Here is a 26,038-nt window from a genome sequence, read left to right as displayed (position 1 = left end):
TGTCGATCACAAGTACCCTGTGGGAGCGAGCCTGCTCGCGAATGGCAGCGACACGGTCTCAATCCGGGCGCACAACGTGACCCGTCGCCAGATCACGAATCACGCTTGGGTTCTTGCGCCCACCCAGCATCCCACCCAGCACCATATCCACCTGCCCGCGGAAATACTGCTCGACGCGAATCCGCGTGCGCGCCGCCGGCCGGCCCTGCGGGTTGGCGGACGTCGACACCAGAGGCCCGGTCAACGCGCACAAATCCCGCACCTGCGGGTGGTCGCTGACCCGCAAAGCCACCGTGTCATGCACACCGGTAATCCACTGCGGCAACAGGTTCTGATGCGGCACCAGCCAGGTGTTCGGCCCCGGCCAGGTGCTGGACATACGATCCATCCACAGCTCGGGAAAGTCTTCGAACAGGAAGTCGAACTGGCGAATGTTATCGGCAACCAGAATCAGGCCCTTATCCACCGACCGGCCCTTGATCAGCAGCAAACGATCCACTGCTTCTTCGTCCCACGGGTCGCAACCCAGACCCCAGACGGCTTCGGTTGGGTAGGCAATCACCGCCCCTGCGCGAACGGCTCGTGCGGCTTGTTGCACACGCCAACTGTTGACCATGAAAAACGCTCCAGAATAAGGCTCTGTGCAGTTTACCGATCTTCCTTATAAAACCTAGCTCACCCGCGCAAACCAGCGCCCGTTTTCGCAGACCGCACGGCCCTCCATTTCCAGTTCGGTCAGCGCCACCAGCACCTTGGGCAAGGCCCAGCCGCTAGCATCGGCCAACGCTTCACTGGAGTGGGGGGCGGCGCGCAACAACGCCAGCAAAGGGTGAGGCCCATCAATTGCCAGCGACCCTGTGGATAAAGGCAGCTGTTGCCAGCCCCGCAAGGCCTCGAGGATGTGCTCGACGGTTTCGACCAGCACCGCGCCGTCGCGGATCAACTGGTGGCACCCCTTGGCGCCGGGGTGGTGGATAGATCCCGGAATGGCATACACCTCGCGCCCTTGCTCCGCCGCCAGCCTGGCGGTGATCAACGACCCGCTGGCGACACTGGCCTCGACCACCAGCACGCCGAGGGACAGCCCGCTGATGATCCGGTTGCGCCGTGGAAAATTGCTGGCCGTCGGGCCGGCGTCCAGCGGAAACTCGGAAAGCACCGCGCTGCCCGAGGCAATCATCGCGTCGGCCAGCCGTCGATTGCGCTGTGGATAAAACTTTTCAAGTCCTGTGCCAAGCACGCCGACCGTTTGCCCGCCAACGTCCAATGCTGCCTGGTGCGCGGCGGCGTCGATGCCCAGGGCCAGACCACTGGTGATGACAAAACCGGCGCTCGCCAGGCTGCGGGAAAAGGCGGCAGCGGTGTCCATGCCCGGCCTGGAAGCACGACGGCTGCCAACCATCGCCAGTTGCGGTTTTTCCAGAATGCCGGGGTTGCCAGCCACGAATAACAAAGGCGGGGCATCGCTGATTTCCGCCAGCAGCGCAGGGTAGTCAGGTTGGTCCCACATCAGTAAATGCTGGGCCGGACGCTCCAACCAGGCCAGTGCATGGCTGGCACCATCGCGAATTTCCGCACAACGCCGAGCCTCCGCGCAGGCCAGCGGCAAGCCCAGCGCACGCCAGGCACTGGCCGGGGCACTGATGGCTTTGGACGCCGAACCGAAGGCCTCCAGCAGCTTCTTGAATCGTGCCGGACCGAGTTCCGGCAAACGGTGCAGGCGTAAACGGGCTTCCAGTTCCGCAGGAGAAACCGGTGCAACGGTAGATTGAGACATGGATCATCCTTGATCGTTATAAGCACCCGTCCAAGCGGGAATAACCTGTGGATAACTCTGTTGGTAACTTGTGAAGCACGCTTACGGATTTCGCACTTTGTCCATCACCGCCAGCGAGCGCGAAGCGCTGAGCACCAGTCCGTAGCTGAGCTTGTCGTAGGTGCGGAAAACCATCAGCAGACCGGCGCGCTCATCGGGAATTTTCAGCGGCTGACCGGTGATCCGGTCGCGCACGGTTTCACCGGTCTTCATCACTACCAACACGTTGCCTTCGACCAGGCCATCGCGCTGGCCCTTGTTCAGCGTCACCACGTCCAATGCACCGATCTGCGTGACCCCACGCGGCACATCGATGATCAGGCCGTTGATATCGGTACCGGGAGCGCTGGGCATGAACGTCGAGTTGATCGAGCGTTCCTCGCCGCTGAACAAGCGGTCGCCGAGGCGCACTTCCTGGGTTGTGCGTTGCAGCGCCAGCGTGGCGACGTCACCTTCGGTGGCAACGATTTCGCCACCGCCGATGTCATCGGCGTTGATCCCCAGAAACTCCTGAGTCTGCGGATCGGTGTAGACCTTGCCCTGGCGGAAGATACCGTAGACCGGTTGCGCCGGGTCGAAGTGGCCGCGGGCGAAGATACGGTCCCCCATGCCGCTGAGCACGCGTTCGGCATCACCGGCCACGATGTAGGGGGCCTTGTCGAAATCTTCGGCCTTGTCGACGATGCGGTTGCTCAACAGAAAACTGTTGATCGATTTCAGCGGAATGCTCGGAATCGCATCCGCCACCGGACTGCTGCGTACCCGCGGCGAAAGCTTGATGGTACCTCGTGAAGCACCGCGATTGAGGGTCAGGCGTGGCTGACCGTTGATGTAGACCAGTGAAAGCGTATCGCCGGGATAGATGAGGCTAGGGTTTTCGATCTGCGGATTGGCTTGCCACAGTTGCGGCCACTGCCAGGGCTCACGCAGGAACCTGCCTGAAATGTCCCAGAGCGTATCTCCCGATACGACGTTGTATTGCTGTGGAAAACCTTCCTTGAGTTGCACTTGCCCGTGCGCCAATCCGGCAGAGGCCAGAAGGAGCAGGGCGAGTAGTGATTTCCTCATGCGGTGAATCCCTTTATTATGTACGTTCGCGTGAAACGCCAGAGCCATCAGTGGCTCGCTCCCGGCTTGCTTATGAGTAGAAGGGAGCTACGTTTTACAACGGTAGCCTGCCTCTTCGGACTCGCCAGGCGCCGATCCGACCTTACTTCACACGTGCAGTCATCAAGCTTATGGCCATTTTGAACATCCTCGAATTCCCTGACTCGCGCCTGCGTACCATCGCCAAACCGGTGGCCGTAGTGGACGACGAAGTACGTCAGTTGGTCGACGACATGTTTGAAACAATGTATGAGGCACCGGGCATCGGCCTCGCCGCGACTCAGGTAAACGTGCACAAACGTATCGTCGTGATGGACCTTTCCGAAGACCGCACCGAGCCGCGTGTGTTCATCAACCCCGAGCTCGAACCCCTGACCGACGAAATGGGCCAGTATCAGGAAGGTTGCCTTTCGGTACCGGGCTTCTACGAAAACGTCGATCGCCCGCAACGGGTCAAGGTCAAGGCCCTGGATCGCGACGGCCAGCCTTACGAACTGATCGCCGAAGATTTGCTCGCCGTGTGCATCCAGCACGAATGCGACCACCTCAACGGCAAATTGTTCGTCGATTACCTGTCCACGCTCAAACGCGACCGCATCAAGAAGAAACTGGAAAAGCTTCATCGCCAGAACGCCTGATGCCCCTCTTCAAAGGCTTGCCGCGGCAAGCCTTTTTCTTTTCAAGAAGCTTTGCAATAGAGAGCCACCCATGACTGAGCCATTGCGCATTGTCTTTGCCGGCACCCCGGAATTCGCCGCCGAACACCTCAAGGCCCTGCTCGACAGCCCTTATGAGATCGTCGCGGTCTACACCCAACCGGACCGACCGGCAGGTCGTGGGCAAAAACTGATGCCGAGCCCGGTCAAGCAGCTTGCGCTGGAGCACAACATCCCGGTGCTGCAACCGCCGACACTGCGTAACGAAGATGCTCAGGCCGAGCTGGCCGCGCTGAAACCGGACTTGATGGTGGTAGTCGCTTACGGCCTGATCCTGCCGCAGGTGGTGCTGGATATTCCGCGTCTGGGCTGCATCAACAGCCATGCCTCCCTGCTGCCACGCTGGCGCGGTGCGGCACCGATCCAGCGCGCCGTCGAAGCGGGTGATCGCGAAAGTGGCGTGACCGTCATGCGCATGGAAGCAGGCCTGGACACCGGGCCCATGCTGCTGAAAGTCACCACACCGATCAGCGCCGAAGACACCGGCGGCAGTCTCCACGACCGACTGGCCGAAATGGGTCCGCCGGCCGTGGTGCAAGCGATCGCCGGCCTCGCTGCCGGAACGCTGGGGGGTGAAGTGCAGGACGACAGCCTCGCCACCTACGCCCACAAACTGAACAAGGACGAAGCCCGCATTGACTGGTCCCGTCCAGCGATTGAGCTCGAACGCTTGGTGCGCGCCTTCAACCCGTGGCCAATTACCCACAGCACGCTCAACGGCGAGGCCCTGAAGGTCCTGGCCGCGAATCTGGCTGAAGGCAAGGGTGCCCCGGGCGAAATCCTCGGCGCCAGCAAGGACGGCCTGATGGTCGCGTGCGGTCAACAGGCCCTGTGCCTGACCCGCCTGCAATTGCCCGGTGGCAAGGCGCTGAACTTCAGCGACTTGTTCAACAGCCGCCGTGAGAAATTCACCATCGGTACCGTACTGGGCCAAGCGGCGGACGCTCAATGAATCCTCGTCTGGCTGCCGCCAAGGCTCTGGCTGCTGTTCTTAACGGAAAAGCCTCGCTCAACAGCTCACTGCCGACGCAACTGGACAAAGTGGAGGACCGTGACCGCGGCTTCACCCAAGACCTGGCGTTCGGCACCGCCCGTTGGCAACCACGGTTGTCGGCGCTGGCGGCCAAGCTGCTGCAAAAGCCCTTCAAGGCCGCCGATGCCGATGTCGAAGCGCTGCTGCTGGTTGGTCTCTACCAATTGCTCTACACCCGCGTTCCAGCCCATGCCGCCATCGGTGAAACCGTCGGTTGCGCCGACAAATTGAAGAAGCCTTGGGCCAAAGCACTGCTCAATGCCGTGCTGCGTCGCGCCCAACGGGAAAGCGAGGCGTTGCTGGCCGAGCTGGAACACGACCCCGTGGTGCGCACTGCCCACCCGCGCTGGCTGCAAAAATCCCTGAAAGCCTTCTGGCCCGAACAATGGGAAGCCATTTGCACGGCGAACAACGCACATCCGCCGATGATTCTGCGGGTCAACCGTCGCCATCAAACACGTGATGCTTACCTGCAGCTGCTGAGTGAAGCCGGTATCGCCGCCAACCCATGCGTTTATAGCCGCGATGGCATCATCCTCGACTCAGCCACCGACGTCCGCAGCCTGCCGGGTTTTGCCGAAGGCTGGATCAGCGTGCAGGACGAAGCGGCGCAATTGGCCGCGGATCTGCTCGACCTTGCGCCGGGCCAGCGCGTACTGGATGCCTGCTGCGCACCGGGTGGCAAAACCTGTCACATCCTCGAAGCCGAGCCTGCATTGGCCGGCGTGGTGGCGGTGGACCTGGAAGCCAAGCGTCTGGTGCGGGTGCGGGAAAACCTCGAACGCCTGGGCCTGAGCGCCGAACTGATCGCCGCCGACGGCCGCGATACCCAAGTTTGGTGGGACGGCAAGCCATTCCAGCGCATCCTGCTGGACGCACCGTGCTCGGCCACCGGCGTGATTCGTCGTCATCCGGACATCAAGCTCACCCGCCAGGCGGACGACATTACCGCACTGGCAATACTGCAAGGCGAGCTGCTCGACGCCATGTGGAAAACCCTGGAGGTCGGCGGCATCCTGCTGTATGCCACCTGCTCCACATTGCCGACCGAGAACACCGAAGTCATCGAGGCGTTCCTCGCTCGCACGCCGGGAGCCCGAGAACTGGACCTGGCCACCGCGGCCGGCATCAAGCAGCCCCATGGTCGCCAGTTGCTAGCACAAGAAGGCGGCCATGACGGTTTCTATTACGCCAAGCTGATCAAGATCGCCGCCGCGCGCGGTTAAACGGATTCAATGGAGTGACTGGATGAAAATCATCATCCTTGGTGCGGGGCAGGTAGGTGGATCGCTGGCGGAACATCTGGCCAGCGAGGCCAATGACATCACGGTGGTCGACACCGATGGCGAACGCCTGCGCGATCTTGGCGATCGCCTGGATATCCGCACGGTGGCAGGACGCGGCTCGCTGCCGACCATCCTGCGCCAGGCTGGCGCAGACGATGCCGACATGTTGGTTGCCGTGACCAACAGTGACGAAACCAACATGGTGGCCTGCCAGGTCGCCCACACGCTGTTCCATACGCCGACAAAAATCGCCCGGGTCCGCGAAGCCGCGTACCTTACCCGTGCCGAACTGTTCGACAACGAAGCGATTCCGGTAGACGTGCTGATCAGTCCGGAGCAGGTGGTCACCAACTACATCAAGCGCCTGATCCAGCATCCCGGCGCGTTGCAGGTGATCGACTTCGCCGAAGGCAAGGCGCAGCTCGTCGCGGTACGGGCCTATTACGGTGGGCCACTGGTGGGTCAACAGCTGCGGCAATTGCGTGAGCACATGCCGAACGTCGAAACCCGCGTCGCGGCGATCTTCCGCCGGGACCGGCCAATCCTGCCCCAGGGCGATACGGTGATCGAAGCAGACGATGAAGTGTTTTTCATCGCGGCGAAGGCCAACATTCGCGCGGTCATGAGTGAAATGCGCCGCCTCGACGAGACCTACAAGCGCATCGTCATCGCTGGCGGCGGGCAGATTGGTGAACGCCTGGCCGAAGCCATCGAAAGCCGTTACCAGGTGAAGATCATCGAGATGAGTCCGGCGCGTTGCCGCCACCTCTCGGACACCCTCGACAGCACCGTGGTGTTGCAAGGCAGCGCCTCGGACCGCGATCTGCTGCTGGAAGAAAACATCGCCGACGCGGATATCTTCCTGGCCCTGACCAACGACGACGAGGCCAACATCATGTCGTCGCTGCTGGCCAAGCGCCTGGGAGCGAAGAAGGTGATGACCATCATCAACAACCCGGCCTACGTGGATCTGATCCAGGGCGGCGATATCGACATCGCCATCAGCCCGCAACTGGCCACCATCGGCACCTTGCTGGCCCACGTGCGACGCGGCGACATCGTCAGCGTGCACTCACTGCGCCGAGGCGCGGCGGAAGCCATCGAGGCGATTGCCCACGGCGATGCGAAATCGAGCAAGGTCATCGGCAAGGCCATCGAAAACATCGGCCTGCCGCCGGGCACCACCATTGGCGCGATCATCCGCGACGAAGAAGTGATCATCGCCCACGATGACACGGTGATCGAAGCGGGGGACCATGTGATTCTGTTCCTTGTGGATAAAAAGCATATTCGCGATGTGGAAAAACTGTTCCATGTGGGGTTGAGCTTCTTCTAACTGACCTGCTTCTGTAGGAGCCAGCCCTGCTCGCAATGGTCGTTAACGATAACGTTGGATGCCTGACACCCCGTGTCGCTCTCCGGTTCATCGCGAGCAGGGCTCGCTCCTACAAAAAGAAGGAATCCACCATGATCGAATCCCTGGAAAAAATGCTCGCCAAGGGTGTGGATAACTCATTGCTGCGCTTCGGCCTGGGCAAGGGTTATCTGGATCTGGGTGAGAACGCCAAGGCTGTGGAGCATTTTCAGCGCTGCGTCGTGATCGATCCGAAGTATTCGGCTGCCTGGAAGCTATTGGGCAAGGCGCATCTGGCGCTGGCGGACTATGCCGCCGCGCGTCAGGCGTGGGAGAGGGGATTGGAAGCCGCCCGAAACCATGGCGACAAGCAGGCCGAAAAGGAAATGACGGTGTTCCTGAAGAAACTCGACCGTCAGGCACTCTGATCAGAGGTAACGCAGGCCGATGCCTTCGGCGTCCACTTGCACCACTTCCATGCTCACCCGCGGCGCGCCTGTGGGTAAGTCCTGAACCTGCCCGTAAACCACTGCACCTCTAGGCAACGACGATAATGCTGGATGCTTGACGTAAACGCCTGTGGTCGACAGGTTGCGCGTCTGGCCCAGGCATTCGCCGAAGCTTTCGTGACTGATCTTGATGCGAAATGATTTGCGGTGTTCGGACATCTGCAGCGCCCTTGAATGAACGGTTGTGGATAACCCGGAGACCCAGGTTATCCACAGACCATGCCAATTGCCTCAGTACCAGCGCTCCTCACCCGGAGGACGCTTCTTGAAGCGCTTCATGCTCCACATGTATTGGCTCGGATACGCACGCACATAGCGCTCGACGACCTGGCTCATGGCGGCGCAGGAGGTCTCGGTATCGGTGCTGTACATGGCCTCGGGCGCAGCTTCCAGGATGACCTTGTAGCCCGAACCGTCCGGCAGCCGCAGCGCATGCAGGAACACGCCGACCGCTTTGCCACCGGCGAGCATGTTCGGCACGAATTTGCTGGTCAGCGCCTGAGTGGCGAAGAACGGCACGAAGATCCCGGCGGATTCGGCCGGTTCCGGGTCGGCAGGAATACCCACCGCACCACCTTTGCGCACTTCCTTGATGACGCTGAGGATGCCTTCCTTGGTGGATGCGGCCACCTTGTTGCCCAGTTGCACCCGCTGTTTTTGCAATAGTTCATCCACCGCCTTCAATTTTGGCGGGCGGTAGAAAATGATCGGTTTGCACTGGCTGCAATAGAAGTGATTGAGCACTTCCCAGTTGCCCAAGTGACTGGTGATACCCACTACGCCTTTGCCGGAGGCGAGTGCATCTTTCAACACGTCGAGGCCTTCGACTTCCCGCACCAGGTCGATGGAACGCTGGGCAGGCCAGATCCAGGCGCAGGCACTTTCGGTCAGGGACTTGCCGATGTCTTTCAGGCTTTGGCCCACCAGGCGCTCGCGCTCGGCGGGGTCCATCTCCGGAAAACATTTGGACAGATTGATCCTTACCACGTCGCGGGAGCGATTCGGGGTTTTCCACATCACCCAGCCAATCGCCGAGCCCACGGCTTGCACGGCCCACCACGGGAGCAGGGCAAACAGCCGCAGAGCGCCTACCAGCAAGGCGCCTTTAAACTTATCCACAGGTCACTCCTGATCTTGTGCTGTGCGCGAGGCGGGTATTCTAACCGCCGTTCGCCAGCATCGCGTAGCGATCGCAATCCTGCGTGTGATCCATGACCATGCCCGAAGCCTGCATCAGCGCATAGCAGATGGTCGGGCCAACGAAGGTGAAACCCGCTTTTTTCAAGCCTTTGCTCATCTCTACCGCCTCCGGCGTGATGGCCGGTACTTCGCTGCGATCCTTGAAATGATTGATTTTCGGCACATCCCCGACAAAGGACCAGAGAAATGCCACCGGATCCTCCAGCGCCAGCCAGGCCTGGGCGTTACGCCGGGCGGCATTGAGCTTGAGGCGATTGCGGATGATGCCCGGGTCGAGCATCAGATCATCGATTTCCGCATCGCTCATCTGCGCCACACGCTGGACGTCGAAGCCATACATCACCTGGCGATAATGCTCGCGCTTGCGCAACACGGTGATCCAGGAAAGCCCGGCCTGGAACCCTTCGAGCAAAAGCAACTCGAACAATCCCTGCGCATCGCGTAGCGGCGTGCCCCACTCCTGATCGTGATAAGCCATGTACAGCGGATCTTCGGAACACCAAAAGCAGCGTGGCATAAGGCTCCAGGGGGCGTGCGCAGCATTGAATCGGGTATACTCCCGCTCTTTAAATCGCAGCCCAAGAAACAGGTGAATTTCGTGAGCCAGCCTACGCCAGCCGTGCGTACCTTCCAAGACTTGATCCTCGCGCTCCAGCAATACTGGGCCGAGCAAGGTTGTGTGGTACTTCAGCCCTACGATATGGAAGTAGGCGCCGGCACTTTCCACACCGCTACATTCCTGCGCGCCATCGGCCCGGAAACCTGGAACGCCGCCTACGTGCAGCCAAGCCGCCGTCCGACTGACGGCCGTTACGGTGAAAACCCGAACCGTCTGCAGCACTACTATCAATTCCAGGTTGTCCTGAAGCCAAACCCGGACAACTTCCAGGAACTGTACCTGGGCTCACTCAAGCACGTGGGCCTGGACCCTCTGGTGCATGACATCCGCTTCGTCGAAGACAACTGGGAATCGCCGACCCTCGGCGCCTGGGGTCTGGGCTGGGAAGTCTGGCTCAATGGCATGGAAGTGACGCAGTTCACTTACTTCCAGCAAGCGGGCGGCATCGAATGCTACCCGGTGACCGGCGAGATCACTTACGGCTTGGAACGCCTGGCCATGTACCTGCAAGGCGTGGATTCGGTCTATGACCTGGTCTGGGCTGACGGTCCATTCGGCAAGGTGACGTACGGCGATGTGTTCCACCAGAACGAAGTGGAGCAATCGACCTACAACTTCGAGCACGCCAACGTCGAGAAGCTGTTCGAACTGTTCGATTTCTATGAAAGCGAAGCCAAGCGCCTGATCGAACTCGATGAGCCGCTGCCGTTGCCAAGCTACGAAATGGTGTTGAAGGCCTCCCATACCTTCAACCTGCTGGATGCGCGCCGGGCGATCTCCGTGACTGCGCGTCAGCAATACATCCTGCGTGTTCGCACCCTGGCGCGTTCCGTTGCGCAAGCCTACCTGCTGGCTCGCGCCAAGCTGGGCTTCCCGATGGCGACCCCGGACCTGCGTGACGAAGTACTGGCCAAGCTGGAGGCTGCACAATGAGTGCTCTGGATTTTCTGGTTGAACTGGGCACTGAAGAACTGCCACCCAAAGCCCTGAACACCCTGGCCGAGGCGTTCCTCGCCGGTATCGACAAGGGCCTGCAAGCTGCCGGCCTGAACTACGAGACCAAAACCGTTTACGCGGCGCCACGTCGCCTGGCCGTGCTGATCACCTCGCTGGCCACCCAGCAGCCGGATCGCAGCATCAACCTCGACGGCCCGCCACGTCAGGCCGCGTTCGATGCCGAAGGCAATCCGACTCAGGCGGCACTGGGCTTTGCCAAGAAGTGCGGCGTCGAGCTGAGCGAGATCGATCAGAGCGGCCCGAAACTGCGCTACAGCCAAAGCATCGCCGGCAAGCCGACCGCGAGCCTGCTGCCGACCATCGTCGAAGATTCGTTGAACGACCTGCCGATTCCCAAGCGCATGCGCTGGGGCGCGCGCAAGGAAGAATTCGTTCGCCCAACCCAATGGCTGGTCATGCTGCTCGGTGACCAGGTCATCGATTGCACCATCCTCGCCCAGAAGGCTGGCCGCGATTCCCGAGGCCACCGCTTCCACCACCCGGAAAGCGTGCGAATCGGTTCGCCATCCAGCTACCTGGCCGACCTGCGTGCCGCTTACGTGCTGGCCGATGCCAACGAGCGTCGCGAAATCATCAGCAAGCGCACCGAAGAGCTCGCCACCCGTCAGGAAGGCACCGCCATCGTGCCGCCGGACCTGCTCGACGAAGTGACCGCACTGGTCGAGTGGCCGGTACCGCTGGTGTGCTCGTTCGAAGAGCGCTTCCTTGATGTGCCGCAAGAAGCCCTGATCACCACCATGCAGGACAACCAGAAGTACTTCTGCCTGCTGGATGCCGACGGCAAGTTGCTGCCACGCTTCATTACCGTAGCCAACATCGAAAGCAAAGACCCACAGCAGATCATCGCCGGTAACGAGAAAGTGGTTCGCCCACGCCTGACCGACGCCGAGTTCTTCTTCAAGCAAGACAAGAAGCAGAAACTCGAAGACTTCAACCAGCGTCTGCAAAACGTGGTGTTCCAGGAAAAACTTGGCAGCGTCTATGACAAGGCCGAGCGCGTCTCCAAACTCGCCGCTTACATCGCTGCGCGCATTGGCGGCAACGCTTCCTGGGCTGCGCGTGCAGGCTTGCTGTCCAAATGCGACCTGGCGACCGAAATGGTCGGCGAGTTCCCGGAAATGCAAGGTGTCGCTGGCTACTACTACGCCCTCAATGATGGCGAGCCGGAAGATGTCGCACTGGCCCTGAACGAGCAGTACATGCCGCGCGGTGCTGGCGCTGAACTGCCATCCACCTTGACCGGTGCGGCCGTGGCCATCGCCGACAAGCTCGACACCCTGGTCGGCATTTTCGGCATCGGCATGTTGCCTACCGGCAGCAAAGACCCGTATGCCCTGCGCCGCGCTGCACTGGGCGTACTGCGCATCCTGATCGAGAAACAACTGGATCTGGACCTGAACGACGCCGTGGCTTTCGCCGTCAATGCATTCGGCGCCAAGGTCAAGGCGGCCGGTCTGAACGACGCGGTGCTGGAGTTCATCTTCGATCGTCTGCGTGCGCGTTATGAAGACGAAGGCGTCGACGTCGCGACTTACCTGTCGGTACGCGCCCTGAAGCCGGGTTCTGCACTGGACTTCGACCAGCGCGTGCAAGCGGTGCAAGCGTTCCGCAAGTTGCCGGAAGCCGCTGCTCTGGCGGCAGTGAACAAACGTGTATCGAACCTGCTGAGCAAGATCGAAGGCTCCGTGCCGACCGTCGTGGAAGCCAAATACTTCGACAACGCCAACGAGTTCTCCCTGTACTCGGCGATCCAGCAGGCAGACCAGGCTGTTCAACCGATGGCTGCGGCACGCCAGTACAGCGAATCCTTGGCACGCTTGGCTGCACTGCGCGAGCCGGTGGATGCGTTCTTCGAAGCAGTGATGGTCAACGCTGAAGACGCCAAGGTCCGCGCCAACCGTTATGCACTGCTGGCGCGTCTGCGTGGCTTGTTCCTCGGCGTCGCCGATATTTCGTTGCTGGGGTAAATCTGTTTGAAACTGCTGATTCTCGATCGGGACGGAGTGATCAATTACGACTCCGACGCGTACATCAAGTCGGTAGAGGAGTGGATTCCACTTCCCGGTTCGATCGAAGCCATCGCGCAGTTGAGCAAAGCCGGCTGGACGGTAGCGGTTGCTACCAACCAGTCGGGCATCGCTCGCGGCTATTACGACCTCGCCACGCTGGAAGCCATGCACGCGCGCTTGCGCTCGCTGGTGGCGGAGCAGGGTGGTGAAGTCGGGCTGATCGTCTACTGCCCGCACGGGCCGGACGACGGCTGCGATTGCCGAAAACCAAAACCCGGGATGTTGAAAAACATCGCCGCACATTACAACGTATCGCTGACTGATCTATGGTTTGTCGGCGATAGTCTCGGTGACCTGGAAGCCGCCAAAGCCGTCGATTCTCAGCCAGTTTTAGTTAAGACCGGGAAAGGCGAAAAGACTTTGGGCAAAACCCTACCGGCAGGCACTTTGATTTTCGACGATCTCGCGGCGATTGCCGCAGAACTTATCCACAATTAGAGCGCTTTCGACAGATCGGGAGTGCGCTTGAACAGTCGGGCAGTGCCCGTAACGGTAAACGTCGCCATGTCGATACTGCAGGCCATCAGAACCTTCCTCTTTTACCTGCTGCTGGGCACCAGCTCCTTGCTGTGGTGCAGCCTGAGCTTTTTTATCGCGCCTTTTCTGCCATTCAAGGCACGCTATCGCTTCATCAACGTTTACTGGTGCCGTTGCGCCTTGTGGTTGAGCAAGGTGTTCCTCGGTATCCGTTATGAAGTGAAGGGCGCCGAGAATGTGCCCGACCGCCCCTGTGTGATTGTGTCAAATCACCAGAGCACCTGGGAGACGTTCTTCCTGTCGGCCTACTTCTCCCCGCTGAGCCAGGTGCTCAAGCGCGAACTGCTCTATGTGCCTTTCTTCGGCTGGGCCATGGCGATGCTGCGACCGATCGCCATCGATCGTGACAACCCGAAAGCTGCACTCAAGCAAGTCGCATCCAAGGGCGACGAGTTGCTCAAGGACAACGTCTGGGTGCTGATTTTCCCTGAAGGCACTCGCGTTCCTTACGGTACCGTTGGCAAATTCTCCCGCAGTGGCGCCGCGCTGGCGGTCAATGCCGAGCTTCCGGTGCTGCCGATCGCGCATAACGCCGGCAAGTTTTGGCCAAAACTGGGTTGGGGCAAGAAGCAGGGCGTGATTACCGTGATCATCGGCGCACCGATGCATGCCGAAGGCAGCGGGCCACGCGCCATCGCCGATTTGAACGATCGGGTCCAGGCCTGGAACGAGCAGATGCAACGGGAAATGGGCTCCCTGCCGCCGGCGCCGCAAGCACCGGCTTCGAACGATCAGGTCGCCGTCTGAGATTCTGTGGATAACCTGTGTACCGTTTGTTCAAAAATTGCCGCCGAATGATCTTAAATCAATGATTTATATAGATATTTCATAAGCGGATAAAAAAACTGAAAACGTGCATAAGTTTTTTTTTGGCGCAAAAAAACCGGCTGATATAGCCGGTTTTTTTATGCTCGCGAATTAGAAAATTGGACTTAGCCGCTATTCGGAGCGCGCCAGTCGTCTGAACCGGTGGTGCCGCATACTTCATGGGTCCAGGTGATTTTTCGGTAGGTGAAATACACATCTTCGAGGTGCGTAAAATGCGCCATGTTCGGATCCTGGCAGCTGGGCATTCTTGACTGCACATCAACGATCACAGCGTCTTCCAGCTTGATGGTGAAGTAATGTTCTTGTTTTCCAGCTGACGAGGTTCGGTACCAAGAGATTTCGCAGCTATCCAGCACTTCCCCACTCGTCAATGCGTTAAAAATTAGTGGGGATGATTTATCAAATACCTTCGAGATCATCAGCGGTTGATGCACTCGCTGACCTGTCGGCTGGCCTGATTGGGGATCTCTAGGGATGATTATTTGATGTTGAAATGCCTGTACCAGGATTTGGTCTTCATGCCCCTCTTGATAAACGTTACCAACCGAATCCTGAGTAAAGGTTCCGGCAGTAATCATCCCCTGCTTTTTACCTTTTATGACTAAATACGCGGGTGTTGGCATAAAAGCGTTCCCTGTTTGATATCCCAAAAATGATAGCTTTCGCAAGTCGTACAACTTGGCGGGAGGTAGGATAAAGAGCACAAGAGAGGGCGTATGTAGGAAGTTTCTGGGAGGTGCCGAGGTATAGCGCCTGTGTTCTATACGACTTGGCACAGGTACTGAGGGACGGGACAGACGTAACAAAAAAGCCAGCGCATTGCGCTGGCCTTTTTATTGGCGAATCTGCTGGATCAGAAGTCCAGGTTGGAAACCGCCAGGGCGTTGCTTTCGATGAAGTCACGGCGAGGTTCGACCGCATCACCCATCAGGGTGTTGAAGATCTGGTCTGCGCCAATGGCGTCTTCGATGGTCACTTTGAGCATCCGGCGCACGCTTGGGTCCATTGTGGTTTCCCACAACTGATCCGGGTTCATCTCACCCAGACCTTTGTATCGCTGGATGGTATGACGCTTGGTGCTTTCCGCCATCAGCCAGTCCAGAGCTTCCTTGAACTCGGTGACCGCTTTCTTGCGTTCGCCACGCTGGATGTACGCGCCTTCGTCAAGCAGGGTGCTCAGTTGTGCGCCCAAGGAAACGACGGTCTTGTAGTCATTGCTGCCGAAGAAGTCGCGGTTGAACGTGACGTAGTTCGACAGGCCGTGGGAGATCAGTTCGACCTCTGGCAACCAGACGTTACGTTCACGGTCTTCGCGCAGGCTGGCCTTGTAGACCAGGCCCGACTTCTCGACGGTACGCAGGCGCACTTCGTACTGGGCCAGCCAATCTTGCATCGCTGCGTGATCACTGAGCATTTCCAGGCTGACGGCCGGCAGGTAAATGAAGTGCTCGGTCAGTTCCTGCGGGTACAGGCGCGACAGACGCTTGAGGGTCTTCATTACCAGACGGAAGTCATTTACCAGACGCTCAAGAGCTTCACCGGAAATACCCGGTGCATCTTCGTTCAGGTGCAGGCTCGCATCTTCCAGGGCCGACTGCGTCATGTACTCTTCCATGGCGTCGTCGTCCTTGATGTATTGCTCCTGCTTGCCTTTCTTGACCTTGTACAGCGGTGGCTGGGCAATATAGATGTAGCCACGCTCGATCAGCTCAGGCAACTGACGGAAGAAGAAAGTCAGCAGCAGCGTACGGATGTGCGAACCGTCGACGTCAGCATCAGTCATGATGATGATGTTGTGATAACGCAGCTTGTCGATGTTGTACTCTTCGCGACCGATGCCGCAGCCCAACGCGGTGATCAAGGTACCCACTTCCTGGGAAGAGATCATCTTGTCGAAACGCGCTTTCTCGACGTTCAGGATTTTACCCTTGAGCGGCAGAATCGCTTGAGTCTTGCGGTTACGGCCCTGCTTGGCGGAACCGCCAGCAGAGTCACCTTCCACGAGGTAGAGTTCGGAAAGGGCAGGGTCCTTTTCCTGGCAGTCTGCCAGTTTGCCCGGCAGGCCGGCGATGTCCAAAGCACCTTTGCGGCGGGTCATCTCACGGGCCTTGCGCGCTGCTTCACGAGCACGAGCTGCGTCGATCATCTTGCCGACAACCAGCTTGGCTTCGTTCGGATTTTCCAGCAGGAAGTCGGAGAAGTACTTGCCCATTTCCTGCTCGACAGCGGTCTTCACTTCGGAAGACACCAGCTTGTCTTTGGTCTGGGAGCTGAACTTCGGATCCGGTACTTTTACCGAGATGATCGCTGTCAGGCCTTCACGAGCGTCGTCACCGGTGGTGGCGACCTTGTGCTTCTTCGCCAAGCCTTCCTGTTCGATGTAGTTGTTCAGGTTACGCGTCAGGGCAGAACGGAACCCTACCAGGTGAGTACCGCCATCGCGCTGAGGAATGTTGTTGGTGAAGCACAACAGGTTCTCGTTGAAGCTGTCGTTCCACTGCAGGGCGATTTCTACGCCGATGCCGTCTTCACGCTGAATGTTGAAGTGGAATACCTGGTTGACCGCAGTCTTGTTGGTGTTCAGGTATTCAACAAATGCACGCAGGCCGCCTTCGTACTTGAACAGCTCTTCCTTGCCCGTACGCTCATCTTTGAGGACGATACCGACGCCGGAGTTGAGGAAGGACAGCTCACGAATGCGCTTGGCCAGGATGTCCCAACTGAAGTGAATGTTCTTGAAGGTTTCCTTGGAAGCCTTGAAGTGGATCTGAGTACCGGTGGTTTCGCTGTCGCCAACGATGGCCATCGGAGCCTGTGGAACACCATGGACGTAGGTCTGTTCCCAGATTTTGCCGCTGCGGCGAACGGTCAGGACCAGTTCTTCGGAAAGGGCGTTTACTACCGAAACACCTACACCGTGCAGACCGCCGGATACTTTGTAGGAGTTGTCGTCGAACTTACCGCCAGCGTGGAGGACGGTCATGATGACTTCGGCAGCGGAAACGCCTTCCTCTTTATGCACGTCTACCGGAATGCCACGGCCGTTGTCGCGAACGGTGATGGATTCATCCGGATGAATGATGATGCTGATGTCGTCGCAATAGCCGGCGAGTGCTTCGTCGATCGAGTTGTCGACCACCTCGAACACCATGTGGTGCAGACCGCTGCCATCATCGGTGTCACCAATGTACATACCGGGACGTTTGCGCACGGCATCCAGGCCTTTCAGCACTTTAATGCTCGATGAGTCGTACGTATTTTCTTCGCTCAATGCCTTCACTCCCGATGGTCGTGGGTCTGGGTGATACGGCCCTGTTCCACGTGGAACAGAGCGACTGGCGTTTCCGTCTGCCAGCCTTCCCTCAATAATTCGTGATCTACACAGGTGATAAATACCTGGCAGCGTAAGTCTTCCAACAAGCGGCAAAGCGCGCGACGGTGGTGCTCGTCCAGTTCTGACGGCAGGTCATCCACCAGATAAATACACTGACCGCGTCGGGCCTGGCTGACCAGATGCCCCTGGGCAATCCGCAATGCACACACCACCAACTTCTGCTGACCGCGGGACAAGATGTCCGCTGCGTTGTGTGCGCCGAGTCTGAGACGCAAATCAGCACGTTGTGGTCCGGCCTGGGTATGACCCATCTGCTGATCCCGTTGCAGGGATCCGGCGAGTACTGCACTTAATTCACGGTCTTTGTCCCAACCACGGTAATAGCTGAGCGTTAAGCCCTTGAGCTCAACCAATTCACTCAGGGTCTCTTCAAAGACTGGCTTCAAGGCTTTGATATAAGCGCGGCGGTATTCATCGATTTCAGCGCTGGCCTGGCACAGTTCCCTGTCCCAAACCGCTTGCGAAACGGCGTCAAGTGTACCATGCCGCAGCCAAGAGTTTCTCTGGCGCAGGGCCTTCTGCAACCGCTGCCAGGTAGACATGAACCGCGGTTCCACGTGGAACACCCCCCAGTCGAGAAACTGTCGCCGAATCTTCGGCGCACCTTCCAGCAACCGAAAACTGTCGGGGTTGATCAGCTGTAGCGGCAGCATCTCCGCCAATTGCGCAGCGCTCCGAGCGTTTTGCCCGTCAATGCGAATCTGAAACTCTCCCTGGCGGTCGCGTGAAATGCCAAGCGCACTGTGCCCACCTTCAGCCAACTCGACCTGGCCGAACACCGTGCACGCCAGTTGCTCGTACTGGATCACCGGCAATAGACGGGCACTGCGAAACGAACGGGCAAGCCCGAGCAGGTGAATGGCCTCCAGAACACTGGTTTTGCCGCTGCCGTTGGCGCCGTAAAGGATATTGATTCGGAGGGAGGGGGAGAAGGTCACCGGGTGCAGATTGCGCACCGCGGTGACCGAGACGCGACTTAAGGACATCTAGCTTCTGCTAAGCATGATTACAGACGCATCGGCATGACAACGTAGGCCGAGTCGTCGTTATCCGACTCCTGCACCAGCGCACTGCTGTTGGAGTCGGAGAGAATCAGGCGAACCTGCTCGGTGGTCATCACGCCCAGCACATCGAGCAAGTAGCTCACGTTGAACCCGATTTCCAGGGAGCCGCCGTTGTATTCGACGCCCACTTCTTCTTCCGCTTCCTCTTGCTCCGGGTTGTTCGCCTGAATCTTCAGTTGACCATTGGCCAGTTGCAGGCGGATACCACGGTACTTCTCGTTCGACAGAATCGCGGTACGGCTGAAGGCTTCGCGCAGTGCCTGACGGTCACCGAGGACCAACTTGTCACCGCCTTTTGGCAGCACTCGCTCGTAATCCGGGAACTTGCCGTCAACCAGTTTCGAAGTGAAGGTAAATTCACCTGTGGTGGCGCGAATGTGGTGTTGACCCAGAACGATGCTTACATTGCCGTCCGGTTCGGTCAGAAGGCGAGCCAACTCGAGAATGCCCTTGCGCGGCACGATGACCTGATGGCGATCTGGCTGGCCGATATCGGCCTGCATCGAACACATGGCCAGACGATGACCGTCGGTGGCCACGGCGCGAATCACGCCAGCCGACACTTCCAGAAGCATACCGTTGAGGTAGTAACGCACATCCTGTTGGGCCATGGCGAAGCTGGTCCGCTCGATCAGACGACGCAGCTTGCTTTGCTCGAGGCTGCAGGTCAGCGAACCCGGGCCTTCCTCTACCGTCGGGAAGTCGTTGGCCGGCAGTGTCGATAGCGTAAAGCGGCTACGACCTGCCTTTACCACCAGCTTCTGCTCGTCGACCTTGATGTCGATAAGCGCATCGTTCGGCAAGCTTTTGCAGATGTCCATCAACTTTCGTGCAGGCACGGTGATGGAACCTGTCTCAGCAGGCTCTTCGAGTTGAACACGACCGACCAGTTCGACTTCAAGGTCGGTACCGGTCAGCGACAGTTGCTGGCCTTCGACAACCAGCAGCACGTTGGAAAGCACCGGCAAGGTCTGTCGGCGCTCGACGACGCCTGCGACCAGTTGCAGGGGTTTCAACAGGGCTTCGCGTTGAATGGTGAAATGCATGGTCTAGTCCCTTGCCTTAAATAGCTGCGCTGGTGTTCATCAAGTGGTCAATGTACGCAGCAGGTTCTTGTAGTCCTCGCGGATGTCCGCGTCGGATTCCTTAAGTTCGTTGATCTTGCGGCAGGCGTGCAAAACCGTAGTGTGGTCACGTCCGCCAAACACATCGCCGATTTCCGGCAGGCTGTGGTTGGTCAGTTCCTTGGACAATGCCATGGCGACCTGACGAGGGCGGGCGACCGAACGCGAACGGCGTTTGGACAGCAAATCGGAGATCTTGATCTTGTAGTACTCGGCGACTGTACGCTGAATGTTATCCACAGAGACCAGTTTGTCTTGCAGCGCCAACAGATCCTTCAAGGATTCGCGAATCAACTCGATCGTGATATCGCGGCCCATGAAGTGCGAGTGGGCGATCACGCGCTTGAGCGCACCTTCCAGTTCACGGACGTTGGAGCGAATGCGCTGGGCGATGAAGAACGCCGCATCGTGGGGCAGCTCGACTTTAGCCTGATCAGCCTTTTTCATCAGGATCGCTACACGGGTTTCCAGCTCCGGCGGCTCGACGGCTACCGTCAATCCCCAACCGAAGCGGGATTTGAGGCGCTCTTCAAGACCTTCGATTTCTTTCGGGTAGCGGTCACTGGTGAGAATGACTTGCTGACCACCTTCAAGCAGGGCGTTGAAGGTGTGGAAAAACTCTTCCTGAGAACGCTCTTTGCGGGCAAAGAACTGAATATCGTCGATCAGCAAAGCATCCACCGAACGGTAGAAACGCTTGAACTCGTTGATCGCGTTCAGTTGCAGTGCCTTGACCATGTCGGCCACGAAACGCTCGGAATGCAGGTACACGACCTTGGCATTCGGGTTCTTCTTTAATAGGTGGTTACCCACCGCGTGCATCAAGTGGGTTTTACCCAGACCCACGCCACCATAAAGGAACAGTGGGTTGTAGCCATGCTTGGGATTGTCCGCCACTTGCCAGGCTGCGGCCCGGGCCAGTTGGTTGGACTTGCCCTCAACGAAGTTTTCGAAGGTAAAGGTACGGTTCAGGTAACTGGTGTGCTTGAGCGCGCCTTCAACTTGCACGGTGCGTTGTTCGGCACGAACCGGGGCCTGCTGCGAGCTGGCACCGGCCATTGGATCGAAGCTATCGCGTGACGGCTCTTCTTCAACGACCTCGTCGATTTTTTGCGTCGCCCGCTTGGTTGGTGTTGCTGCCGGCTGCGGAGTATTGACCGGTGCGGGAGCAGCCTGAACCTGAGAAGCCGCGACCGCGGCTGCCAGCGGAGCATTCGGCGCGGCACGCGGTGCCGAGCTGCGCTTGCTACCTATTAATAAGGAGAGCGCAGGCGCCATCCCGTTGCCGTGTTCATCCAGCAACTCCAGGACGCGGCTCAGGTACTTTTCATTGACCCAGTCCAGGACAAAACGATTGGGCGCGTAGACACGTAACTCGTCGCCTTCGGCTTCGACCTGTAGTGGACGGATCCAAGTGTTGAATTGTTGGGCAGGCAGCTCCTCGCGCAAAAGCTCCACGCACTGCTGCCAAAGTTCCACTGACACGGATATCCCCTAAGTTGAAAGCCGGTGAGGCAAAAACAAGCGGCCATTGTAACGATCAGAAGCCGACTTATCCACACGTAGGTGGGTCATCGAACAAGAAGAATTAGCGTTTTATACGCAAAAAAGACGACCAATGGTCTGTGCATAAGCTCTGTGGATAACAGGGGCTGAGCTCATTGCACAACTGGGGGTGAAAATCAGTGGATAACCTGCCTGTGGATAAGCTACCGTTTCGCACACAGGTTTTCCGACAGTGCAGCACAGGCTGAACACGGTTTTCCACTGTAGTTGTCATTCTCTCTACAGCTTGTTTAATAAGGCCTTGAGGCAGTTATCCACAGATAACGACATCCCTAGGCTTTATAAGCTTCACAGAAAAGCTTTAAATACTTTCCTTCTTTATTTTTATGTCTACCGTTGATCCGTGTGCCGACTAAACGACTGGCGATCTATTTATAAGGAAACGTTGGTTGGAAATTGACCTAGAGGCTTGCTTTCTCTAGAATCCCCGGTCTCTTAAAACGGGGGCCATTCCGGCCCGTTGTGGACGAACCAGGTAACACGACATGAAACGTACTTTCCAACCAAGCACTATCAAACGCGCTCGTACCCACGGTTTCCGTGCTCGCATGGCTACCAAGAACGGTCGTGCCGTCCTGTCGCGTCGTCGCGCCAAAGGTCGTGCGCGTCTGGCAGTTTGATAATCCGGCACTGGAGGTGAGTCAGGACTTCAGTCGGGAAAAGCGTCTGCTTACTCCCCGGCATTTCAAGGCGGTCTTTGACTCCCCTACCGGCAAGGTTCCGGGGAAAAATCTCCTGCTCCTTGCGCGCAACAACGATCTTGATCACCCCCGTCTCGGGCTGGTTATCGGGAAAAAGAGCGTAAAGCTCTCCGTCGAGCGCAATAGACTCAAACGTTTGATGCGTGAATCGTTTCGCCTGAACCAGGATTTACTGGTCGGTTGGGACATCGTTATCGTCGCGCGCAAAGGTTTGGGTGACGTAGAAAACCCCGAATTGATTCAGCATTTCGGCAAACTCTGGAAACGTCTGGCACGCAGCGCGCCGGTACCAGCGGTCAAAACCGAAACTGTAGGGGTAGACAGTCCAGATGCGTAAACTGGCACTCGTTCCGATCCAGTTTTACCGCTATGCCATTAGTCCCCTGATGGCCAGTCACTGTCGTTTCTACCCCAGTTGTTCCTGCTACGCGTTGGAAGCCATCGAAAATCATGGCCTTCTGCGCGGTGGCTGGCTGACCTTTCGTCGTTTAGGTCGCTGTCATCCGTGGAATCCCGGTGGTTATGACCCGGTTCCACCTATCCCTACCTCCCGTTCTTCTTCGATGGCCGAGTAATCATGGATATCAAACGCACGATCCTGATCGTCGCCCTGGCAATCGTGTCCTACGTCATGGTTCTTAAATGGAACCAGGACTATGGCCAGGCTGCCTTGCCGACTCAGAATGTTGCTTCCAGTACGACCGCGCCGGGTCTCCCGGATACGGCAACTGGCAATAAAGCGTCCGTCAGTGACGACATTCCACACGCCGCAAACGATACCAGTGCTCCTGCCGAAACTCCGGTAGCTGCAAGCACCGACCTCATCCAGATCAAAACGGATGTGCTCGACCTGGCCATCGATCCACAAGGTGGTGATGTTGCCCAACTGAAACTGCCGCTGTATCCACGTCGCCAAGACCATCCGGAAATCCCATTCCAGTTGTTCGACAATGGCAACGAGCGCACTTACCTGGCTCAAAGTGGCCTGATCGGTAGCAATGGCCCGGACGCAAGTCCTGCCGGTCGTCCGGTTTACTCTTCGGAGAAGAAGGTTTATCAACTGGCTGACGGTCAGGACCAATTGGTCGTGGACCTGAAGTTCAGCAAGGACGGCGTCAATTACATCAAGCGTTTCACCTTGAAACGCGGTCTGTATGACGTAACTGTTTCCTACCTGATCGACAACCAGAGCGCCCAGCCCTGGTCGGGTGCGATGTTCGCGCAACTGAAGCGTGACGCCAGTTCCGATCCGTCTTCCAGCACTGCCACCGGCACCGCGACTTACCTGGGCGCGGCCCTGTGGACAAGTTCCGAGCCGTACAAGAAAGTGTCCATGAAAGATATGGACAAGGCTGCTCTGAAAGAAACCGTCACTGGTGGTTGGGTAGCCTGGCTGCAACACTACTTCGTGACCGCCTGGATTCCGGCGAAGGGCGAAAACAACGTCGTCCAGACCCGTAAAGACAGCAAAGGCAACTACATCATCGGCTACACCGGTCCTGCTCTGACTGTTGCGCCAGGTGCCAAGGCTGAAACCAGCGCCATTCTGTATGCTGGTCCGAAAAGCCAGGCCGTGCTGAAAGAGTTGTCCCCAGGTCTGGAACTGACTGTCGACTACGGCATTCTGTGGTTCATCGCTCAACCTATCTTCTGGTTGCTGCAACATATCCACGCCATTGTGGGTAACTGGGGCTGGTCGATTATCTTCCTGACCATGCTGATCAAAGGGATCTTCTTCCCATTGTCGGCCGCCAGCTACAAATCCATGGCTCGCATGCGTGCAGTGGCCCCGAAACTGGCCGCGCTGAAAGAACAACATGGCGATGACCGGCAGAAAATGTCGCAGGCCATGATGGAGCTGTACAAGAAAGAAAAGATCAATCCGCTGGGTGGTTGCTTGCCAATCCTCGTGCAGATGCCGGTATTCCTTTCGTTGTACTGGGTTCTGCTGGAAAGCGTTGAAATGCGCCAAGCGCCGTTCATGCTGTGGATTACTGACCTGTCGATCAAGGATCCGTTCTTCATTCTGCCGATCATCATGGGTGCAACCATGTTCATCCAGCAGCAGTTGAACCCAACGCCACCGGATCCGATGCAGGCCAAGGTGATGAAGCTGATGCCAATCATCTTCACCTTCTTCTTCCTGTGGTTCCCGGCTGGTCTGGTGCTGTACTGGGTAGTGAACAACTGCCTGTCGATCGCACAACAGTGGTACATCACCCGTAAGATCGAAGCCGCAACTAAAGCGACTGCCTGATTTACACTGTGGATAACCACTCAAAACGCCCCCTAGTGGGGCGTTTTGCTATCTGTCACTTTTGTCTGGATACCGGTTTATGAGCGCTCCTCGTGAAACCATCGCCGCCGTCGCCACCGCCCAGGGTCGTGGCGGCGTAGGCATCGTTCGTATTTCCGGGCCTTTGGCCAGCGTTGCCGCCAAAGCCTTCAGCGGCCGCGAACTCAAGGCGCGATTTGCCCACTACGGTCCGTTTCTCGGTGAACACGACGAAGTGCTCGATCAGGGCATTGCACTGTATTTTCCGGGGCCGAACTCCTTCACCGGCGAGGACGTACTTGAGTTACAGGGACATGGGGGCCCGATTGTTCTGGATATGTTGCTCAAACGCTGTCTTGAACTGGGTTGTCGTCTTGCCAGGCCGGGAGAATTCAGCGAGCGTGCATTCCTCAACGACAAGCTGGACCTGGCCCAGGCCGAAGCAATCGCCGACTTGATCGAAGCCAGCTCTGCACAGGCTGCGCGCAATGCACTGCGTTCGCTGCAGGGCGCCTTTTCGTCACGTGTGCATAATCTCACCGAGCAACTCATCGGCCTGCGGATTTACGTCGAAGCAGCAATCGACTTCCCGGAGGAAGAAATCGACTTTCTTGCCGATGGCCATGTATTGAGCATGCTCGATAAAGTCCGCGAAGAGTTATCCACCGTCATGCGTGAGGCAGGCCAAGGGGCCTTGCTGCGCGATGGCATGACAGTGGTGATTGCCGGCCGGCCAAATGCCGGGAAATCCAGCTTGCTCAATGCTCTGGCCGGTCGTGAAGCGGCTATTGTGACCGAGATTGCCGGTACCACCCGCGATGTATTGCGCGAACATATCCACATCGACGGCATGCCACTGCATGTGGTCGATACCGCTGGTCTGCGCGACACCGATGATCATGTGGAAAAAATCGGCGTCGAGCGGGCGTTGAAAGCCATCGGCGAAGCAGATCGTGTGCTGTTGGTTGTTGATGCCACCGCTCCTGAAGCGCTTGATCCCTTTGCCCTATGGCCAGAATTCCTTGAAACCCGTCCTGATCCGGCGAAAGTCACGCTGATCCGCAACAAGGCTGATCTAACGGGTGAAGCGATTGCCCTGGATGTCAGCGACGATGGCCATGTCACCATTAGCCTGAGTGCCAAGTCTGCCGGTGCAGGTCTGGAGTTACTGCGCGATCACCTCAAGGCCTGCATGGGTTATGAACAGACTTCGGAAAGCAGCTTCAGCGCACGCCGCCGCCACCTCGAGGCCTTGCGCCATGCCAGTGTGTCCCTGGAACACGGTCGTTCTCAACTGACCCTGGCCGGTGCCGGCGAATTGCTGGCAGAGGACCTACGTCAGGCTCAGCAATTCTTGGGGGAAATCACCGGGGCTTTCAGCTCTGATGACCTTCTGGGGCGGATCTTCTCCAGCTTCTGCATCGGTAAATAGTCCTACCGTTGTCCACAGACAGGCCATTCGAGCCTGTCTGTTTTCTCCTTTCGAAAAAAACCTTCCGTGTCGAACGAATTCTCTCAGGCTGAGCGGATTCGTCGTGTCCAATTTTTGCCCTCGCATGGCTGTTTCTGTGGATTAAGCTCTGTGAATAACTACCACTGAGGGCAGTTGATAACAGGGTCTCAAAACTGAAGATAACCCCACTTGTGGATAACAGCCCCATTCATCCACAGGCTTAAACCGGTTATCCAAGGAGCTCATTGGCACATGAACACAGGGTTATGAATCTCTGTACATATGGAAAATAAAGGCCTGCATCAATCTATCCACAGAAAGGCAGCTCACTAGAAATAAACATAAAAACAAAGATTTAATAAATTTCTCT

Annotated in this window: 25 protein-coding genes; 14 read left to right on the top strand and 11 right to left on the bottom strand. The window is 57.9% G+C overall.

Annotated features, from left to right (window positions below; all coding sequences use genetic code 11):
- Window positions 1–58: 58 nt before the first annotated feature.
- The 3 genes from ACSFE6_RS02920 to ACSFE6_RS02910 all read right to left on the bottom strand — a co-directional run bounded on the left by ACSFE6_RS02920 (window position 59) and on the right by ACSFE6_RS02910 (window position 2,884).
- Window positions 59–616, bottom strand: a complete 558-nt coding sequence (locus ACSFE6_RS02920; RefSeq protein WP_435426179.1) for an L-threonylcarbamoyladenylate synthase — start codon at window positions 614–616, stop codon at window positions 59–61.
- A gap of 54 nt (window positions 617–670) precedes the next feature.
- On the bottom strand, window positions 671–1,777 hold the full coding sequence (dprA, locus tag ACSFE6_RS02915) for a DNA-processing protein DprA (RefSeq protein ID WP_435426178.1): 1,107 nt from the start codon (window positions 1,775–1,777) through the stop codon (window positions 671–673).
- 81 nt (window positions 1,778–1,858) lie between these two features.
- The gene (locus ACSFE6_RS02910; RefSeq protein WP_435426177.1) at window positions 1,859–2,884 is read right to left on the bottom strand and encodes a LysM peptidoglycan-binding domain-containing protein; all 1,026 of its coding nucleotides are present in this window, start codon (window positions 2,882–2,884) and stop codon (window positions 1,859–1,861) included.
- A gap of 170 nt (window positions 2,885–3,054) precedes the next feature.
- Here ACSFE6_RS02910 and def point away from each other — a divergent pair, with 170 nt between their 5' ends.
- From def to ACSFE6_RS02885, 5 genes are all read left to right on the top strand, one after another.
- Window positions 3,055–3,561 carry a peptide deformylase gene (def, locus tag ACSFE6_RS02905; protein WP_435426176.1) on the top strand — a complete coding sequence of 169 codons (507 nt, stop codon included), beginning with the start codon at window positions 3,055–3,057 and terminating at the stop codon, window positions 3,559–3,561.
- 70 nt (window positions 3,562–3,631) lie between these two features.
- Window positions 3,632–4,591, top strand: a complete 960-nt coding sequence (gene fmt, locus ACSFE6_RS02900; protein WP_435426175.1) for a methionyl-tRNA formyltransferase — start codon at window positions 3,632–3,634, stop codon at window positions 4,589–4,591.
- Window positions 4,588–5,898: a 16S rRNA (cytosine(967)-C(5))-methyltransferase RsmB gene (rsmB, locus tag ACSFE6_RS02895; RefSeq protein ID WP_435426174.1), complete on the top strand. Its 1,311-nt coding sequence runs from the start codon at window positions 4,588–4,590 to the stop codon at window positions 5,896–5,898. Before fmt ends, rsmB begins: the two co-directional genes overlap by 4 nt.
- Before the next feature lie 22 nt (window positions 5,899–5,920).
- The gene (gene trkA / locus ACSFE6_RS02890) at window positions 5,921–7,294 is read left to right on the top strand and encodes a Trk system potassium transporter TrkA (RefSeq protein WP_435426173.1); all 1,374 of its coding nucleotides are present in this window, start codon (window positions 5,921–5,923) and stop codon (window positions 7,292–7,294) included.
- 131 nt (window positions 7,295–7,425) lie between these two features.
- Window positions 7,426–7,740, top strand: a complete 315-nt coding sequence (locus tag ACSFE6_RS02885) for a tetratricopeptide repeat protein (protein WP_435426172.1) — start codon at window positions 7,426–7,428, stop codon at window positions 7,738–7,740.
- On the opposite strand, the gene ACSFE6_RS02880 is transcribed toward ACSFE6_RS02885, so the two are convergent.
- From ACSFE6_RS02880 to tag, 3 genes are all read right to left on the bottom strand, one after another.
- Window positions 7,741–7,980 carry a PilZ domain-containing protein gene (locus ACSFE6_RS02880; RefSeq protein ID WP_435426171.1) on the bottom strand — a complete coding sequence of 80 codons (240 nt, stop codon included), beginning with the start codon at window positions 7,978–7,980 and terminating at the stop codon, window positions 7,741–7,743.
- A 72-nt stretch (window positions 7,981–8,052) separates the two neighbouring features.
- Window positions 8,053–8,940 carry a lysophospholipid acyltransferase gene (locus ACSFE6_RS02875; protein ID WP_435426170.1) on the bottom strand — a complete coding sequence of 296 codons (888 nt, stop codon included), beginning with the start codon at window positions 8,938–8,940 and terminating at the stop codon, window positions 8,053–8,055.
- A 40-nt stretch (window positions 8,941–8,980) separates the two neighbouring features.
- A complete protein-coding gene (tag, locus tag ACSFE6_RS02870) occupies window positions 8,981–9,538 on the bottom strand; it encodes a DNA-3-methyladenine glycosylase I (RefSeq protein WP_435426169.1) in 558 nt (185 codons plus the stop codon).
- Window positions 9,539–9,619: 81 nt separating this feature from the next.
- Here tag and glyQ point away from each other — a divergent pair, with 81 nt between their 5' ends.
- From glyQ to ACSFE6_RS02850, 4 genes are all read left to right on the top strand, one after another.
- Window positions 9,620–10,573, top strand: coding sequence for a glycine--tRNA ligase subunit alpha (glyQ, locus tag ACSFE6_RS02865; RefSeq protein WP_110967948.1), 954 nt, complete (start codon window positions 9,620–9,622; stop codon window positions 10,571–10,573).
- On the top strand, window positions 10,570–12,624 hold the full coding sequence (gene glyS, locus ACSFE6_RS02860) for a glycine--tRNA ligase subunit beta (protein WP_435426168.1): 2,055 nt from the start codon (window positions 10,570–10,572) through the stop codon (window positions 12,622–12,624). Before glyQ ends, glyS begins: the two co-directional genes overlap by 4 nt.
- The gene (gmhB, locus tag ACSFE6_RS02855) at window positions 12,625–13,164 is read left to right on the top strand and encodes a D-glycero-beta-D-manno-heptose 1,7-bisphosphate 7-phosphatase (RefSeq protein ID WP_435426203.1); all 540 of its coding nucleotides are present in this window, start codon (window positions 12,625–12,627) and stop codon (window positions 13,162–13,164) included.
- 66 nt (window positions 13,165–13,230) lie between these two features.
- Window positions 13,231–14,010, top strand: a complete 780-nt coding sequence (locus ACSFE6_RS02850) for a lysophospholipid acyltransferase family protein (RefSeq protein WP_435426167.1) — start codon at window positions 13,231–13,233, stop codon at window positions 14,008–14,010.
- A 185-nt stretch (window positions 14,011–14,195) separates the two neighbouring features.
- Here ACSFE6_RS02850 and ACSFE6_RS02845 read toward each other — a convergent pair whose 3' ends face one another.
- The 5 genes from ACSFE6_RS02845 to dnaA form a co-directional block, all read right to left on the bottom strand.
- On the bottom strand, window positions 14,196–14,714 hold the full coding sequence (locus tag ACSFE6_RS02845) for an Hcp family type VI secretion system effector (RefSeq protein WP_435426166.1): 519 nt from the start codon (window positions 14,712–14,714) through the stop codon (window positions 14,196–14,198).
- A gap of 230 nt (window positions 14,715–14,944) precedes the next feature.
- The gene (gene gyrB, locus ACSFE6_RS02840; protein WP_435426165.1) at window positions 14,945–17,362 is read right to left on the bottom strand and encodes a DNA topoisomerase (ATP-hydrolyzing) subunit B; all 2,418 of its coding nucleotides are present in this window, start codon (window positions 17,360–17,362) and stop codon (window positions 14,945–14,947) included.
- A gap of 5 nt (window positions 17,363–17,367) precedes the next feature.
- Complete coding sequence (gene recF, locus ACSFE6_RS02835) at window positions 17,368–18,471, bottom strand: DNA replication/repair protein RecF (RefSeq protein ID WP_435426164.1); 1,104 nt, start codon at window positions 18,469–18,471, stop codon at window positions 17,368–17,370.
- A gap of 20 nt (window positions 18,472–18,491) precedes the next feature.
- Complete coding sequence (gene dnaN, locus ACSFE6_RS02830) at window positions 18,492–19,595, bottom strand: DNA polymerase III subunit beta (RefSeq protein ID WP_071173918.1); 1,104 nt, start codon at window positions 19,593–19,595, stop codon at window positions 18,492–18,494.
- Window positions 19,596–19,634: 39 nt separating this feature from the next.
- The gene (gene dnaA, locus ACSFE6_RS02825) at window positions 19,635–21,158 is read right to left on the bottom strand and encodes a chromosomal replication initiator protein DnaA (RefSeq protein WP_435426163.1); all 1,524 of its coding nucleotides are present in this window, start codon (window positions 21,156–21,158) and stop codon (window positions 19,635–19,637) included.
- Window positions 21,159–21,724: 566 nt separating this feature from the next.
- On the opposite strand from dnaA, the gene rpmH reads away from it, so the two are divergent.
- The 5 genes from rpmH (at window position 21,725) to mnmE (ending at window position 25,647) form a co-directional block, all read left to right on the top strand.
- Entirely contained in the window at window positions 21,725–21,859 is a 135-nt protein-coding gene (gene rpmH, locus ACSFE6_RS02820; RefSeq protein WP_003213577.1) for a 50S ribosomal protein L34, read from the top strand.
- 16 nt (window positions 21,860–21,875) lie between these two features.
- Window positions 21,876–22,277, top strand: coding sequence for a ribonuclease P protein component (gene rnpA / locus ACSFE6_RS02815; RefSeq protein WP_435426202.1), 402 nt, complete (start codon window positions 21,876–21,878; stop codon window positions 22,275–22,277).
- Complete coding sequence (yidD, locus tag ACSFE6_RS02810; protein WP_010207715.1) at window positions 22,270–22,515, top strand: membrane protein insertion efficiency factor YidD; 246 nt, start codon at window positions 22,270–22,272, stop codon at window positions 22,513–22,515. The genes rnpA and yidD overlap by 8 nt, the downstream gene beginning before the upstream one ends.
- A 2-nt stretch (window positions 22,516–22,517) precedes the next feature.
- Complete coding sequence (gene yidC / locus ACSFE6_RS02805; protein ID WP_435426162.1) at window positions 22,518–24,197, top strand: membrane protein insertase YidC; 1,680 nt, start codon at window positions 22,518–22,520, stop codon at window positions 24,195–24,197.
- A gap of 79 nt (window positions 24,198–24,276) precedes the next feature.
- Window positions 24,277–25,647: a tRNA uridine-5-carboxymethylaminomethyl(34) synthesis GTPase MnmE gene (gene mnmE / locus ACSFE6_RS02800; protein ID WP_435426161.1), complete on the top strand. Its 1,371-nt coding sequence runs from the start codon at window positions 24,277–24,279 to the stop codon at window positions 25,645–25,647.
- Window positions 25,648–26,038: the final 391 nt, after the last annotated feature.

It is taken from the genome of Pseudomonas baetica, from assembly GCF_051216495.1.
GTDB lineage: Bacteria > Pseudomonadota > Gammaproteobacteria > Pseudomonadales > Pseudomonadaceae > Aquipseudomonas > Aquipseudomonas baetica_B.
The sequence above is the reverse complement of the archived record's forward strand: the minus strand, read 5'-3'. Positions and strand labels throughout refer to the sequence as shown.

Excerpts from the sequence above, each read along its gene's own strand:
- ACSFE6_RS02920 (WP_435426179.1), bottom strand. The coding sequence starts at position 616 with ATGGTCAACAGTTGGCGTGTGCAACAAGCCGCACGAGCCGTTCGCGCA.
- dprA (WP_435426178.1), bottom strand. The coding sequence starts at position 1,777 with ATGTCTCAATCTACCGTTGCACCGGTTTCTCCTGCGGAACTGGAAGCC.
- ACSFE6_RS02910 (WP_435426177.1), bottom strand. The coding sequence starts at position 2,884 with ATGAGGAAATCACTACTCGCCCTGCTCCTTCTGGCCTCTGCCGGATTG.
- def (WP_435426176.1), top strand. The coding sequence starts at position 3,055 with ATGGCCATTTTGAACATCCTCGAATTCCCTGACTCGCGCCTGCGTACC.
- fmt (WP_435426175.1), top strand. The coding sequence starts at position 3,632 with ATGACTGAGCCATTGCGCATTGTCTTTGCCGGCACCCCGGAATTCGCC.
- rsmB (WP_435426174.1), top strand. The coding sequence starts at position 4,588 with ATGAATCCTCGTCTGGCTGCCGCCAAGGCTCTGGCTGCTGTTCTTAAC.
- trkA (WP_435426173.1), top strand. The coding sequence starts at position 5,921 with ATGAAAATCATCATCCTTGGTGCGGGGCAGGTAGGTGGATCGCTGGCG.
- ACSFE6_RS02885 (WP_435426172.1), top strand. The coding sequence starts at position 7,426 with ATGATCGAATCCCTGGAAAAAATGCTCGCCAAGGGTGTGGATAACTCA.
- ACSFE6_RS02880 (WP_435426171.1), bottom strand. The coding sequence starts at position 7,980 with ATGTCCGAACACCGCAAATCATTTCGCATCAAGATCAGTCACGAAAGC.
- tag (WP_435426169.1), bottom strand. The coding sequence starts at position 9,538 with ATGCCACGCTGCTTTTGGTGTTCCGAAGATCCGCTGTACATGGCTTAT.
- glyS (WP_435426168.1), top strand. The coding sequence starts at position 10,570 with ATGAGTGCTCTGGATTTTCTGGTTGAACTGGGCACTGAAGAACTGCCA.
- ACSFE6_RS02850 (WP_435426167.1), top strand. The coding sequence starts at position 13,231 with ATGTCGATACTGCAGGCCATCAGAACCTTCCTCTTTTACCTGCTGCTG.
- ACSFE6_RS02845 (WP_435426166.1), bottom strand. The coding sequence starts at position 14,714 with ATGCCAACACCCGCGTATTTAGTCATAAAAGGTAAAAAGCAGGGGATG.
- recF (WP_435426164.1), bottom strand. The coding sequence starts at position 18,471 with ATGTCCTTAAGTCGCGTCTCGGTCACCGCGGTGCGCAATCTGCACCCG.
- dnaN (WP_071173918.1), bottom strand. The coding sequence starts at position 19,595 with ATGCATTTCACCATTCAACGCGAAGCCCTGTTGAAACCCCTGCAACTG.
- rpmH (WP_003213577.1), top strand. The coding sequence starts at position 21,725 with ATGAAACGTACTTTCCAACCAAGCACTATCAAACGCGCTCGTACCCAC.
- yidD (WP_010207715.1), top strand. The coding sequence starts at position 22,270 with ATGCGTAAACTGGCACTCGTTCCGATCCAGTTTTACCGCTATGCCATT.
- yidC (WP_435426162.1), top strand. The coding sequence starts at position 22,518 with ATGGATATCAAACGCACGATCCTGATCGTCGCCCTGGCAATCGTGTCC.
- mnmE (WP_435426161.1), top strand. The coding sequence starts at position 24,277 with ATGAGCGCTCCTCGTGAAACCATCGCCGCCGTCGCCACCGCCCAGGGT.